The 12,822-nt window shown below is 72.2% G+C and carries 13 protein-coding genes; 10 read left to right on the top strand and 3 right to left on the bottom strand.

Annotated features, from left to right (window positions below):
* Positions 1–55 precede the first annotated feature (55 nt).
* The 7 genes from ACFVXA_RS38015 (at position 56) to ACFVXA_RS37985 (ending at position 7,458) form a co-directional block, all read left to right on the top strand.
* Complete coding sequence (locus ACFVXA_RS38015) at positions 56–1,285, top strand: MFS transporter (RefSeq protein ID WP_390028534.1); 1,230 nt, start codon at positions 56–58, stop codon at positions 1,283–1,285.
* A gap of 102 nt (positions 1,286–1,387) precedes the next feature.
* A complete protein-coding gene (locus tag ACFVXA_RS38010; RefSeq protein ID WP_362032694.1) occupies positions 1,388–2,017 on the top strand; it encodes a hypothetical protein in 630 nt (209 codons plus the stop codon).
* A complete protein-coding gene (locus ACFVXA_RS38005) occupies positions 2,004–2,762 on the top strand; it encodes a class F sortase (RefSeq protein ID WP_390028532.1) in 759 nt (252 codons plus the stop codon). The genes ACFVXA_RS38010 and ACFVXA_RS38005 overlap by 14 nt, the downstream gene beginning before the upstream one ends.
* 215 nt (positions 2,763–2,977) lie before the next feature.
* A complete protein-coding gene (locus tag ACFVXA_RS38000) occupies positions 2,978–4,324 on the top strand; it encodes an ABC transporter ATP-binding protein (protein ID WP_383748049.1) in 1,347 nt (448 codons plus the stop codon).
* 19 nt (positions 4,325–4,343) lie between these two features.
* Positions 4,344–4,799, top strand: coding sequence for a DUF3574 domain-containing protein (locus ACFVXA_RS37995; protein ID WP_383748047.1), 456 nt, complete (start codon positions 4,344–4,346; stop codon positions 4,797–4,799).
* A 171-nt stretch (positions 4,800–4,970) separates the two neighbouring features.
* Positions 4,971–6,359 carry an aldehyde dehydrogenase family protein gene (locus ACFVXA_RS37990; RefSeq protein WP_362032705.1) on the top strand — a complete coding sequence of 463 codons (1,389 nt, stop codon included), beginning with the start codon at positions 4,971–4,973 and terminating at the stop codon, positions 6,357–6,359.
* A 16-nt stretch (positions 6,360–6,375) separates the two neighbouring features.
* Positions 6,376–7,458, top strand: coding sequence for a Zn-dependent alcohol dehydrogenase (locus ACFVXA_RS37985; protein ID WP_390028530.1), 1,083 nt, complete (start codon positions 6,376–6,378; stop codon positions 7,456–7,458).
* A 19-nt stretch (positions 7,459–7,477) separates the two neighbouring features.
* Here ACFVXA_RS37985 and ACFVXA_RS37980 read toward each other — a convergent pair whose 3' ends face one another.
* The 3 genes from ACFVXA_RS37980 to ACFVXA_RS37970 form a co-directional block, all read right to left on the bottom strand.
* Entirely contained in the window at positions 7,478–8,509 is a 1,032-nt protein-coding gene (locus tag ACFVXA_RS37980; protein WP_390028529.1) for a DMT family transporter, read from the bottom strand.
* A 242-nt stretch (positions 8,510–8,751) separates the two neighbouring features.
* A complete protein-coding gene (locus ACFVXA_RS37975; protein ID WP_389748991.1) occupies positions 8,752–9,477 on the bottom strand; it encodes an ArsR/SmtB family transcription factor in 726 nt (241 codons plus the stop codon).
* Between the two features lie 297 nt (positions 9,478–9,774).
* Positions 9,775–10,416, bottom strand: a complete 642-nt coding sequence (locus tag ACFVXA_RS37970) for a TetR/AcrR family transcriptional regulator (protein ID WP_362032717.1) — start codon at positions 10,414–10,416, stop codon at positions 9,775–9,777.
* A gap of 110 nt (positions 10,417–10,526) precedes the next feature.
* Here ACFVXA_RS37970 and ACFVXA_RS37965 point away from each other — a divergent pair, with 110 nt between their 5' ends.
* The 3 genes from ACFVXA_RS37965 to ACFVXA_RS37955 all read left to right on the top strand — a co-directional run bounded on the left by ACFVXA_RS37965 (position 10,527) and on the right by ACFVXA_RS37955 (position 12,712).
* Positions 10,527–11,678, top strand: a complete 1,152-nt coding sequence (locus tag ACFVXA_RS37965) for an acyl-CoA dehydrogenase family protein (protein WP_383748037.1) — start codon at positions 10,527–10,529, stop codon at positions 11,676–11,678.
* Positions 11,679–11,747: 69 nt separating this feature from the next.
* Positions 11,748–12,002 carry a YiaA/YiaB family inner membrane protein gene (locus ACFVXA_RS37960; protein ID WP_362032723.1) on the top strand — a complete coding sequence of 85 codons (255 nt, stop codon included), beginning with the start codon at positions 11,748–11,750 and terminating at the stop codon, positions 12,000–12,002.
* Between the two features lie 83 nt (positions 12,003–12,085).
* On the top strand, positions 12,086–12,712 hold the full coding sequence (locus tag ACFVXA_RS37955) for a TetR/AcrR family transcriptional regulator (protein WP_362032726.1): 627 nt from the start codon (positions 12,086–12,088) through the stop codon (positions 12,710–12,712).
* The last annotated feature ends 110 nt before the right edge of the window (positions 12,713–12,822 follow it).

The raw sequence follows: 12,822 nt of genomic DNA, 5'->3' as shown, positions 1-12,822 counted from the left end.
TCGCCCGGCGTCTGTCGCCCGTCGCCCGTTGTCCGTCACCGGATGGAGGATCCCCGTGAGGCCCGGTCGGAACCGCGGCTGGCTCCTACGCCTCGTCATCGCCTTCAGTTTCACGCAGGGGGCGGTGTCGATGGCGCGGCCCGCCGTCTCCTACCGCGCCCTCGCGCTGGGGGCGGACGAGCGCGCGGTCGGTGTGATCGCCGCCGCGTACGCCCTGTTGCCGCTGTTCGCCGCCGTCCCGCTGGGCCGCCGTACCGACCACGGCCGCTGCGCGCCCCTGCTGCCCGCCGGTGTCGTACTCATCGCCGGGGGCTGCGCGTTGAGCGGTACGGCGGACTCGCTGCCCGCGATGGCCGCCTGGAGCGGGGTGATGGGCCTAGGTCACCTGTGCTTCGTCATCGGCGGTCAGTCGCTTGTCGCCCGTCAGTCCGCACCGCACGAACAGGACCGCAACTTCGGTCATTTCACCATCGGGGTCTCGCTCGGGCAGCTGATCGGACCGATCGCGGCGGGCGTGCTGATCGGTGGTCCCGACATGGCGGGCAGCAGCGCGCTCGCGCTGGTGGTCGCGGGCGCGGTGTCCGCGGTCTCGTTCACCTCGCTGTGGCGCATCGAGGACCGTACGGCCGTCAAGTCCCGTACGGCATCGGGCGGGCGCGTGCCCGTCGGGCGCATCCTGCGCACGCGAGGGGTGCCCGCGGGCATCTTCATCAGCCTCGCCGTGTTGTCCGCGACGGATGTTCTCACCGCGTATCTGCCGGTCGTCGGCGAGCACCGGGAGATCGCGCCGTCGGTCGTCGGGCTGCTGCTCAGTCTGCGCGCGGCGGCGAGCATCGCCTGTCGGCTGGTGTTGACGCCGCTGCTGCGACGGCTCGGCCGGACCGTGCTGCTCACCGTGACCTGCCTGGTGGGGGCGGTGCTGTGTGCGGGTATCGCGCTGCCGGTGCCGGTATGGGTGATGGCGCTGCTGCTCGTCGTCCTCGGCTTCTGCCTGGGTGTCGGCCAGCCGCTCTCCATGACGACGGTGGTCCAGGCCGCTCCCGACGACGCCCGTTCCACGGCCCTCGCGCTGCGCCTGACCGGCAACCGTCTCGGCCAGGTCGCCGCGCCCGCCACCGCGGGCCTGGTCGCCGGTGTGGCGGGCGTGGCGGCGCCCTTCGTGATGCTCGGGGCGCTGCTGCTGGTGTCGTCGGGGATCGCCTCGCGTTCGTCGGCGAGTCCTGCCCGGGGCCGCGGTGAGACCCGGCGGCCCGGGGTTCCCTTGCGCCGGAAGAGCGATATCTGACGGGTCGTAGGGCGTTGTTGCGCCGACTCCCCGGGCGTATGTGAAAGAGAGTCAGTTGGAAGTGGGATTTGTATGAAAATCAGCTGACTCGGAGGCATGTGTATGTCCACCTCGTCCCTTTCGCACCGTCCTGGCCCGCGTCGGGGTGCTTCCGCCCTGGCGGCCCTGGCTGTCGCGGGCGCCACCCTGCTCGGCGCCCCGGCCGCCGTCGCCGCTCCCGGTGACAACGGCGACGTCAAGATCCACGACGAGAGCACGCCGGTGGGCCTTCAGAGGGACGATCCGAAGGTCTGCCACTTCTACCTCGACGCGTTCAACTTCGACGCGAACCAGCGCGTCAGCTGGACCATCGTGACCCAGCCCCCGGTGACGGGCGGCGCCACCCTCTCCGGCAGTCTCGTCCTCCCCGCGTCCGGTCATGGCCGGACCCCGGATCTCGTGCTGCCCGACGGTCAGTACAAGCTCACCTGGACGTTCCAGGGCGCCACCGGTGCGGGCAAGCACAAGGTCTTCAAGGTCGACTGCACGCCCGTCACTCCGACGCCGCCCCCGCCGGGCGGTGGTCCCGGCGGCCATCACGGCGGCCCGCACGGCGGGCCGCCCGCCGGTGGCGGCGGTCTCGCCCACCCCCAGGACTTCTCGCCCGTCGCCGGCGCGGTCGCCGCGGGGCTCGTGGTGGCAGGGGGAGTCGTGTTCCTCCGACTGCGCCACCGCCCCGATGGCGCGGCGTAGACGCTCCCGCAGGCCCTGGTACCGGACGCGCGCCTATCGCCTGACGCGGACCTTCGTGCTCGCCGTCACGCTGGTGATGGGCGGCGTCTGGTGGGCGGGCGACGACGACCCCACCGGGCCGGTCGCCGCCACCGACGCCGCCGGGCGGGCCGACGTCGCGGCGTACTCCGACCCGGCCCGGGCCGACAACGGCCCGCGCGGCGCGCACTCGCGCCGAACGGGCTCCACTCGCACCCGGCCGCCCCGCCCCGCGCGCCCACCCAAACCCCTCTCGCGCTCCGCGGCGACCTCGTTGCGCATCCCGTACTTCGGCCTGGAGGCGCCGGCGGTCGGCCTCCGGCTCGACGGCGAGCGGCGGCTCACCGCGCCTCCGGTCGACGACCCCAAACTGATCGGCTGGTACGAGGGCGGGCCCACGCCGGGCGAGTCCGGTACGGCCGTCGTCGTCGGCCACCGTGACACCAGGACCGGCCCCGCGGTGTTCGCCGCGCTGGGCCGCCTCCGGCCCGGAAGAGTCGTCGAGGCCCGGCGCGCCGACGGCTGGACCGCCGTCTACACGGTGGACGCCGTGAAGACGTACGAGAAGGCGCGCTTCCCCAACAAGGAGGTGTACGGCGGCAGGGGGCGCCCCGAGCTGCGTCTGATCACCTGCGGGGGCGCCTATGACCGCAGGACGGGCTACGCCGGCAACATCGTCGTCTTCGCCCACCTCATGGAGACGCGCGGGCCCACCCACACCATGTGAACGGGCGGATACATGGCGGAATCGGAACTCTTGGTGCACAGAACCGGAGCGTCCGCTTTCTCCCATGTCGAACCGGACCGTCCGATCCCGCCGCGCGTCTTCCCCCGGGCGTGCGCGGTCCGTTAGCTTCCGTGACTCACACGTCCCGTACGACCCGCACGGGACGACCGACCGCGGAACCTCAGCGTCCCGTGAGCCCCCGGGGGCACCACCTCATGACACGCGCCATATCTCTGCACCACGTCAGCAAGTCGTACGCCCGCGGTGTCCGTGTGGTGGAGCGGCTGTCGCTCGACATCCGGCCGGGTGAGTTCCTTGTGCTGCTCGGGCCCTCCGGCTGCGGCAAGTCGACCGTGCTGAGAATGATCGCCGGGCTCGAGGAGGTCACCGAGGGGGAGGTGCGCCTCGACGGCGAGTACGCCAATGATCTGCCGCCGTCCGGGCGGGACATGGCGATGGTGTTCCAGAACTTCGCCCTCTATCCGTCGATGACCAGCCGCGACAACATCGGCTTCCCGCTGCGTATCGAGGCACCCGGCGAGGACCCCCGCCCGCGCGTGGACGCCACCGCCCGGATGCTCGGCATCCAGGATCTCCTCGACCGTTTCCCCAGCCAGCTCTCCGGCGGCGAACGCCAGCGCGTCGCCATGGGCCGGGCGATCGCGCGCCACCCGTCCGCCTTCCTGATGGACGAGCCGCTGTCCAATCTCGACGCCAAGCTCCGCAACCGTCTGCGGGCCGAGATCTCCCGGCTCACCCGGGAGGCGGGCGCGACGACGGTGTACGTCACCCACGACCAGGCCGAGGCGATGTCGCTGGGCGACCGTGTCGCCGTGCTGCGCGGCGGAGTGCTGCAGCAACTGGGCACCCCCCGCACGGTCTACGCGCTGCCTGCGAACGTCTTCGTCGCCGCCTTCATCGGCATCCCGCGCATCAACCTGCTGCGTGGTCTTGTCCGGGCGCCGCTCGACGGAGCCATGTCGATCAGCCTCGGAAAGCAGTACCTGCGACTGCCCGAACCGCTGTCCCTGGATCACCAGTTGCTGCGGGTGCAGCAGGGCCGTGAGGTCATCGTCGGGCTGCGTTCCGAGGCGGTGCGGCTGGCCAAGCCGTCCGCCGCCCGGCCGGGCGAGGTGGCGATCAGCGGTCTCGTCGAGCATGTGGAGTTCCAGGGGCACGAGGTCCTCGTCCACTTCAACACCGGCTCGCGGCCCGCCGTCGTACCGGAGCTGGAGGCGCCGCGTCCGACCCGTCCGACACGCCGACGCCGCCGCGAGGGCACCGTCCTGGACCGGCTGCGGGAGCGCGCGACCGGTGCTCTGCGGGCCGGTCCGGTCGTGGTCCTCGATCACCCGGCGGACGCGGAGCCCGACCAGCCAGGACCGGTACCGCCGGAGGGTCGGCTGCCCGGCGACCTCGTCGTCCGCACCACCCCCGACATCGAGCTCCGCCACGGCATGCAGGTTCCCCTGCTCGTCGACCTCGCCCATCTGTTCGTCTTCGACCAGCACGGTGAACGCATCTGCCCGGCACCGGCGCGGCTGCCGGATCTGGAGGAGTGAGGTCGTTAGGCAGGCGGGCATGACTCGACACGGCAGAACCCTGGTCCGGCTGGGCGCCGCCACCGCCACCGCGCTGCTCGCCGCCGGCGCCCCCGCCGCGTACTCCCTGTTCGACGACCCCGCGCCGCGCCCCGTGGTCCGCGGCGCGCCGTACATCGAGAGCCGGCTCTTCTTCGGCACCGCGCGGCCCGACGGCGGCCCGGCCGTCACCGACCGGCAGTTCATGGCGTTCGTCGACAAGGAGGTGACGCCGGACTTCCCCGACGGGCTCACCGTGCAGAACGGGCGCGGGCAGTGGCGGGACGCGCACGGCACGATCGAGCGCGAGCGGTCGTACGAGCTGATCCTGCTGTATCCGGTGGCGCAGGCGCGTACCGGCGACCAGAAGATCGAGGAGATCCGGACCGCCTACCAGAAGGCCTTCGCGCAGGAGGCCGTGGCCAGGGTGGACGAGCCGACGAGGGTCGACTTCTGAGGCGTACGGACCGAGGATGCCAGGGGGCCGGGTGCGGCCCGGCCTCTTGGGCCCGTACTGTCCCCCTGGCGCGGACCGTCCCGCCGGTGTCGGCCGGATCCCTCTGGCGCCCGAAAACTATCATCGCTAGTTTAGGGTGCGGACGACGCGGACCGGCCCAGGAGGAACACGATGAAGGCACATGACGGCATGTACATCGACGGGGCCTGGCGCCCCGCCGCGGGCACGGACACGATCGACGTCGTGAACCCGGTCGACGAGCAGGTGATCGGCCGGGTCCCGGCGGGCACCGCCGCGGACGTCGACACCGCCGTACGTGCCGCGCGTGCCGCCTTCCCGGCCTGGGCCGCGACGCCGCCCGCCGAACGGGCCGCCCGGCTGACGGCCCTGCGGGACGTCCTGGTGGCCCGCAAGGACGAGATCGCCGAGACCGTCACGGCCGAACTCGGCTCCCCGCTGCCGTTCTCCCAGGCGGTGCACGCGGGCGTGCCGATCGCTGTCGCGGGCTCGTACGCCGAACTGGCGGCGACGTACGCCTTCGAGGAGAAGGTCGGCAACTCGGCCGTCTACCAGGAGCCCGTCGGCGTCGTCGGCGCGATCACGCCCTGGAACTACCCGCTGCACCAGATCGTCGCCAAGGTCGCCCCGGCGCTCGCCGCGGGCTGCACGGTGGTGCTGAAGCCCGCCGAGGACACCCCGCTCACCGCGCAGCTCTTCGCCGAGGCCGTGGCCGAGGCGGGCGTCCCGGCCGGTGTCTTCAACCTGGTCACCGGCGTCGGACCGGTCGCGGGCCAGGCTCTCGCCGAGCACCCGGACGTGGACCTCGTCTCCTTCACCGGCTCCACGGCGGTGGGCAAACGGATCGGCGCGACGGCCGGTGCCGCGGTCAAGCGGGTCGCCCTCGAACTCGGCGGCAAGTCCGCCAACGTCATCCTGCCGAGCGCCGACCTCGCCAAGGCGGTCAACGTCGGTGTCGCCAACGTGATGTCCAACTCCGGCCAGACGTGCAGCGCCTGGACCCGCATGCTCGTACACACCGCGCAGTACGAGCAGGCGGTCGAACTGGCCGCGGCGGCCGCCGCGAAGTACGGCGACCGCATCGGACCGGTCGTCAACGCCAAGCAGCGGGCGCGGGTGCGCGGTTACATCGAGAAGGGCGTCGCGGAGGGCGCCCGGCTCGTCGCGGGCGGCCCTGAATCGCCGTACGAGCAGGGGTACTTCGTCAGTCCGACCGTCTTCGCCGAGGTCACACCGGAGATGACGATCGCTCAGGAGGAGATCTTCGGGCCGGTGTTGTCGATCATCCGGTACGAGGACGAGGAGGACGCCCTCCGTATCGCCAACGGCACGGTGTACGGGCTCGCGGGCGCGGTCTGGGCGGGCGACGAGGGCGAGGCGGTCGCCTTCGCGCGACGGCTCGACACGGGGCAGGTCGACATCAACGGGGGACGGTTCAACCCCCTTGCCCCGTTCGGGGGTTACAAGCAGTCGGGTGTGGGGCGCGAGCTGGGCTCGCACGGACTGTCCGAGTACCTCCAGACCAAGTCCCTTCAGTTCTAGGCCCAGGAGCATTCACGTGGTTCGCGCTGCCGTACTTCCCGCCGTGGGCGCTCCGTTGGAGATCGCCGAGATCGACCTGCCCGAACCCGGCCCGGGCCAGGTCCGTGTCCGGCTGGCCGCCGCCGGGGTCTGCCACTCCGACCTCTCCCTCTCCGACGGCACCATGCGGGTGCCCGTCCCCGCCGTCCTCGGACACGAGGGCGCCGGCACCGTCGTCTCCGTCGGCGAGGGCGTCACGCATGTCGCGCCCGGCGACGGCGTCGTCCTCAACTGGGCGCCTTCCTGCGGACGGTGCCACGCCTGCTCGCTCGGCGAGGTCTGGCTGTGCGCCGACGCGCTGACCGGCGCCGGCGATGTGTACGCGCGCCGCACCTCCGACGGGAGCGACCTCCACCCCGGCCTGAACGTCGCCGCGTTCGCCGAGGAGACCGTCGTGGCCGCCGGATGCGTGCTGCCCGTACCGGACGGTGTACCCCTCACCGACGCCGCCCTCCTCGGCTGCGCGGTTCTCACCGGATACGGCGCCGTCCATCACTCGGCGAAGCTCCAACCCGGCGAGACCGTCGCCGTGTTCGGGGCCGGAGGGGTCGGGCTCGCGGCGCTCCAGGCCGCCCGGATCGCGGGCGCCTCGAAGATCGTCGCGGTCGACGTCTCGCCCGAGAAGGAGTCGCTCGCCCGCGACGCCGGCGCGACGGACTACGTCGTCGCCTCCGACACCACCGCGCGCGAGATCCGCGCCCTCACCGGCAAACAGGGTGTCGACGTCGCCGTCGAGTGCGTCGGCCGCGCCGTCACCATCCGCACCGCCTGGGACTCCACCCGGCGCGGCGGGCGCACCACGGTCGTCGGCATCGGCGGCAAGGACCAGCAGGTCACCTTCAACGCACTGGAGATCTTCCACTGGGGCAGGACCCTCGCTGGCTGCGTGTACGGCAACTCCGACCCGGCCCGTGATCTGCCGGTCCTGGCCGAACACGTCCGAGCCGGCCGGCTGGACCTCGGCGCCCTGGTCACCGACCGGATCGCCCTCGACGGGATCCCGGCGGCGTTCGACAACATGATCGCGGGCAAGGGCGGCCGGGCGTTGGTGGTGTTCTAGACGTCGACGCCGCCTGAAATCAGGCTTGTTCGGGCGCGGGCGCGGGCGCGGGCTCGTACACGGGCGCGGGCGCGGGCTCGTACACGGGCTCGTGCCCGGCCGCGGGCTCGGGCAGCGGTTCCGGAGTGTGCTCCGGGGCCGCGGTCCGGCCGGCGCGAGGACGGGAACGGGACACCGCCACGCCCGCGAGGCACAGGGCCCCGCCCGCCAGCGTGAGCAGTCCGGGGACCTCGTCGAGGAACAGCCAGGACATCAGCACCACCAGGGCGGGTACCGCGTACGTGGTCGCGCCCATGCGGCTCGCGGTCGTGCGGGCGAGAGCGTACGCCCAGGTCGTGAAGGCGAGTGCGGTCGGGAAGACGCCCAGGTAGACCATGTTGAGCGTGGCGGAGGCGGGCGCGTCGGCCGCGTCCTGGACGAGTTGCCCGGCGAAGGGCAGACAGGCGACGGCGCCGACCAGGCAGCCGAACGTCGTGACCTGGAGCGCGCTCGCCCGTCCGAGCGCGGGCTTCTGCGCGACGACCCCGGCCGCGTAGGCCACGGCGGCGAGCAGACACAGGACCACTCCGAGGACCGAGGAACCGCCTCCGCCGGACATCGACAGGCCCACGGCGACCGCGCCGGCGAACGACACCCCCATGCCCGCCAGCAGTCGCGGCGGCATCGCGTCCCCGAGCAGCCGGGAGCCGAGCAGGGCGATGAGGATCGGACCGATGTTCACCACCAGCGCCGCCGTGCCGGCATCCACCTGCTGCTCGCCCCAGTTGAGGACGACCATGTAGAAGCCGAACCACAGCAGCCCGGATATGGCGATCCCGCGCCAGGCGGAGCGCGGCGGCCACCCCTCCCTGCGTACGAGACACACGGCCCCCAGCACGATCGCTCCCGCCAGCAGCCGCCCGAGCGCCAGCGCGCCCGGCGAGTACGCCTCACCCGCGCTGCGGATCGAGACGAAGGCCGACGCCCACAGCCCGACGGTGACGGTTGCCGCGCCCGCGGCGGACAGTTCCGCTCGACGGGTGGTCGGTGCGGGGCGGGTCATGTTCATCATGCTCCTGAGGCTAGGCGGGGTGCGGGGCGAGGTCTCGCGGATTTCGGACGGTGTGGTGGGGGCGTCGAGCCGCCCGGCGGCTTCCGGGGGAGGGGAGCTTTGCGTCGCCGGGCGATGGGCATCGGGTGTCGGGCATCCGCGATGGGTGTCGGGTGTCGGGCATCCGACGATGGCGTCGGGCGTCGGGCGATGGGGGAGGGGTCGTGCCTTGCTCAAGGCGCCCGGCCGGGAGTCTTCGCTCGTCAGCGGAGCGCCGCCGCCTCGATGTCGAGGAGATCCGCGAAGGCGCGCTCGCCCTCGGGCGTCACCTTCACCGCGCGTTCCGAGCCGATGCGGACGCACCAGCCGGTGTCCAGGGCGTGCCGGCACAGGGCCGCGCCCGCGACGCCCGCGAGGTGGGGGCGGCGCTCCGTCCAGTCGAGGCAGGCCCGGGCCAGCGGGCGCCGGCCGCCGCGTTCGAGGCTGATCTCCGCTGAGTCGAACCAGCGCAGTCCGGTGTCCGTGAGCGCGAACCCGGTGTCCTGGCGGAGCAGTCCACGGCTGGTCAGGGCGTCGGTGAGGGCGATGCCGATGCGTCCGGCGAGATGGTCGTAACAGGTGCGGCCGCGTGCCATCGCGGATCCCGCGCCGGCTTCCCGGAGGGTGCGCGGAGGCACGGCCGCCTTCGGCCTGGCGTGGGCGGCGAGGTCCTCGACGAGTTGGGCGACGCGCGCGTCGGCGAGGCGTACGTACCGGTGGCGTCCCTGGCGTTCCTCGCCGAGGAGTCCGCCGGTGACGAGTTTGCCCAGGTGTTCACTGGCGGTGGAGGGGGCGACGCCGGCGTGGCGGGCCAGCTCCCCGGCGGTCCATGCTCGCCCGTCGAGCAACGCCAGCAAGAACGCCGCCCGCGTCTCGTCCGCCAGCAGCCCGGCCAGCGCCGCGAGCCCCGGGCCTCCTGGATCCTTCGGCCTCGTCATGTCCCCCAGCATGCGACACGAAAACTTCGGTGGTCACCGAAAGGTGGGGGGCAGGATCTTTCGTCCCCTCAGCCCCTAGCCGTCCCCTCCGCCCCTAGCTGTCCCCTCCGCCCCCAGCCTCCCCTCCGCCCCCAGCCGCCCCCGAGCTCTCGGCTTCGCTCGAGCAGGGGGACCCCCATCGTCCCTGGACTCCGGGCCCCAGACCCCAGACCCCACTGATCGAACGCGGGCGGGCCTGAAAAGCCAGGTACGGGCAGGTGCGGGCAGGTGCGGGCACGTACCGGGAGGGAGTGGCAGGGGTGAGAACCCTCAGGCCCCCCGTCCCAACCCCTCGTACTGCAGCGCCAACCCGTCCAACAACGCACTCAGCCCGGTCTCGAACGCCCGCTCGTCGATCTTCTCCTGCTGCTCGGCGAGCAGATGGGCCTGTCCGAGGTGGGGATAGTCGGCGGGATCGTATGCGGCCGCGTCGTCGACGAACCCGCCGGCGAAGGACCCGAGCGCCGAGCCCATGATGAAGTACCGCATCAGCGCACCGATCGACGTGGCCTGGGCCGCAGGCCACCCCGCGTCGACCATCGCGCCGAAGACGGCGTCGGCGAGACGGAGCCCGGCCGGCCGCCGCCCGGGCCCGCGCGCGAGAACCGGGACGATGTTCGGGTGGTCGCGCAGGGCCGTCCGATAGGAGACGGCCCAGTCGTGCAGGGCGGTACGCCACTCGCGGCCGTCCTCGAACATCGACAGATCGACCTGTGCGCTCACCGAGTCCGCGACCGCCTCCAGGATCTGGTCCTTGGTGCGGAAGTGGTTGTAGAGGGACGGCCCGCTCACCCCCAGCTCGGCGGCGAGCCGGCGCGTCGAGACGGCGGCCAGACCCTCGGCGTCCACCAGGGCCCGCGCCGTCTCGACGATGCGGTCGGTGCTGAGGAGGGGCTTGCGTGGTCGGGCCATGGCGCACATAGTAGGGCTGCACCTAGAAACTAGCAGTGCTAATTTAAAGGTACGGCTTTCCGTGTACGGCCGCGAAGGCCGCTGTCCGTCTATCTGTGGGGTGACTCGGTATGAACCTGGAGCTCAGCGAGGAGCAGACCGCCGTCCGGCAGCTCGCCAAGGACTTCGTGGACCGCGAGATCGCCCCGCATGTCATCGAGTGGGACCGCGCGGAGGAAGTCGACCGGTCGATGGTCAAGAAGCTCGGCGCGGTCGGCTTCCTCGGGCTCACCGTCGACGAGGAGTACGGCGGCAGCGGCGGCGACCATCTCGCGTACTGCCTCGTCACGGAGGAACTGGGCCGCGGCGACTCCTCCGTGCGCGGGATCGTCTCCGTCTCGCTGGGTCTGGTCGCCAAGTCGATCGCGTACTGGGGGAGTGAGGAGCACAAGCGCCGGTGGCTGCCGGGCCTGACCTCCGGCGAGTACGTCGGCTGCTTCGGGCTCACCGAACCGGGTACCGGCTCGGACGCGGGCAACCTGTCGACCAAGGCCGTGCGCGACGGCGACGACTACGTCATCAACGGCACCAAGATGTTCATCACGAACGGCACTTGGGCCGATGTCGTCCTCCTCTTCGCCCGCTCCACGGACGCGCCCGGCCACAAGGGCGTCTCCGCCTTCCTGGTGCCGACCGACACTCCCGGCCTGACCCGCCGCACCATCCACGGCAAGCTCGGTCTGCGCGGGCAGGCCACGGCCGAGCTGGTCCTCGAGGACGTGCGCGTGCCCGCGAGCGCCATGATGGCGCCCGAGGGCAAGGGGTTCGCCGTCGCCATGTCCGCGCTCGCCAAGGGGCGGATGTCCGTGGCCGCCGGCTGCGTCGGGATCGCCCAGGCGGCACTGGACGCGGCGGTGACGTACGCGACCCAGCGCGAGCAGTTCGGGAAGACCATCGCCCATCACCAGCTCGTCCAGGAGCTGATCAGCGACATCGCCGTCGACGTGGACGCGGCACGGCTGCTGACCTGGCGGGTCGCCGATCTCGTCGACCGTGGCCTGCCGTTCGCGACGGAGTCCTCCAAGGCCAAGCTCTTCGCCTCGGAGGCCGCCGTCCGCGCCGCGAACAACGCCCTCCAGGTCTTCGGCGGGTACGGCTACATCGACGAGTACCCGGCGGGCAAGCTGCTGCGCGACGCCCGCGTGATGACCCTCTACGAGGGCACCAGCCAGATCCAGAAGCTGGTCATAGGGCGTGCGCTGACAGGGGTCTCGGCCTTCTGAGTACGCCCCCGCGCGGCCCTGAGTATCTCGGCGGATGCGACGGCGGCGGCGTCCGCCGACCCTTGTCCCATGAGTGAGACACCGGTCAAGCAGCAGAACACGGCCGCCTTCTACGGTCAGGCCGTGGCGTCCTTCTCGGTCGCGATGGCGGCGACCGCCCTCGGCATCTTCAAGTTGCAGGCCGATGCCTGGGTGCGCGCCTTTCTGGCCATCGCCGTCCTCTACTTGGTGACGTCGGCCTTCACCCTGGCCAAGGTGATCCGTGACCGTCAGGACGCCACTCGGCCCGGCGGGCGGGCGTACGACCCCTTCGAGAAGCTCTGATCCGCGCTGAGCGGGGACACTAAGCGCCCGCTCAGGTTCGGGGGTATGGTGTTCTCCCTGCCAGTGGAAGGGGCGAACCAGCGATGAGTACGGCGGAGGAGACGGCCGGCGGCGAGATGCAGCCGTGGGCCGAGGTCACCCCGGACGCGGCCCGGCGGCTGCTGTTGGCCGCCGTGGAGGCCTTCGCCGAGCGCGGGTATCACGCGACGACGACCCGGGACATCGCGGGCCGCGCGGGCATGAGCCCGGCCGCGCTGTACATCCACTACAAGACCAAGGAAGAGCTGCTTCACCGCATCAGCAGGATCGGCCACGAGAAGGCCCTCGACATCCTGCGGACGGCCGCCCAGGGTGCGGGAAGCGCGGCCGAGCGGCTCGCCGACGCGGTGAGCTCCTTCGTGCGCTGGCACGCCGGAGGCCGCACCACCGCCCGGGTCGTGCAGTACGAACTCGACTCGCTCGGCCCGCAGGCCCGCGCCGAGATCATCGGCCTGCGACGCCAGGTCGACGCCGAGGTGCGCGGCATCATCGAGGACGGTGTGGCGGCGGGCGACTTCGACGTCCCGGACGTCCCCGGCACGACGCTCGCCATCCTCTCCCTCTGCATCGACGTCGCCCGCTGGTTCAACGTCAACGGGCCCAGGACGCCCGACGAGGTCGGTGCGCTGTACGCCGACCTCGTGCTGCGGATGGTGGGGGCCAAGAAATAACCCCGAGTACCGTCCGTGCCCCGTCGCCGCGGGCGCGGGGGTGTCACAGCGTGCGGCTCCGCCGGGTGGGCGCGACCAGCCACCCGTCACCGGTCGCCGGCCACCGACGG

It is taken from the genome of Streptomyces sp. NPDC058246, from assembly GCF_042881985.1.
Classification (GTDB): domain Bacteria; phylum Actinomycetota; class Actinomycetes; order Streptomycetales; family Streptomycetaceae; genus Streptomyces.
Note: the sequence above shows the minus strand (reverse complement) of the source record. Positions and strands in the feature narration are given on the sequence as shown.

What these genes read in the sequence shown, in the direction of transcription:
- ACFVXA_RS38010 (WP_362032694.1), top strand. Translation starts at nt 1,388, where the DNA reads ATGTCCACCTCGTCCCTTTCGCACCGTCCTGGCCCGCGTCGGGGTGCT.
- ACFVXA_RS38005 (WP_390028532.1), top strand. Translation starts at nt 2,004, where the DNA reads ATGGCGCGGCGTAGACGCTCCCGCAGGCCCTGGTACCGGACGCGCGCC.
- ACFVXA_RS38000 (WP_383748049.1), top strand. Translation starts at nt 2,978, where the DNA reads ATGACACGCGCCATATCTCTGCACCACGTCAGCAAGTCGTACGCCCGC.
- ACFVXA_RS37995 (WP_383748047.1), top strand. Translation starts at nt 4,344, where the DNA reads ATGACTCGACACGGCAGAACCCTGGTCCGGCTGGGCGCCGCCACCGCC.
- ACFVXA_RS37990 (WP_362032705.1), top strand. Translation starts at nt 4,971, where the DNA reads ATGAAGGCACATGACGGCATGTACATCGACGGGGCCTGGCGCCCCGCC.
- ACFVXA_RS37980 (WP_390028529.1), bottom strand. Translation starts at nt 8,509, where the DNA reads ATGATGAACATGACCCGCCCCGCACCGACCACCCGTCGAGCGGAACTG.
- ACFVXA_RS37975 (WP_389748991.1), bottom strand. Translation starts at nt 9,477, where the DNA reads ATGCTGGGGGACATGACGAGGCCGAAGGATCCAGGAGGCCCGGGGCTC.
- ACFVXA_RS37970 (WP_362032717.1), bottom strand. Translation starts at nt 10,416, where the DNA reads ATGGCCCGACCACGCAAGCCCCTCCTCAGCACCGACCGCATCGTCGAG.
- ACFVXA_RS37965 (WP_383748037.1), top strand. Translation starts at nt 10,527, where the DNA reads ATGAACCTGGAGCTCAGCGAGGAGCAGACCGCCGTCCGGCAGCTCGCC.
- ACFVXA_RS37960 (WP_362032723.1), top strand. Translation starts at nt 11,748, where the DNA reads ATGAGTGAGACACCGGTCAAGCAGCAGAACACGGCCGCCTTCTACGGT.
- ACFVXA_RS37955 (WP_362032726.1), top strand. Translation starts at nt 12,086, where the DNA reads ATGAGTACGGCGGAGGAGACGGCCGGCGGCGAGATGCAGCCGTGGGCC.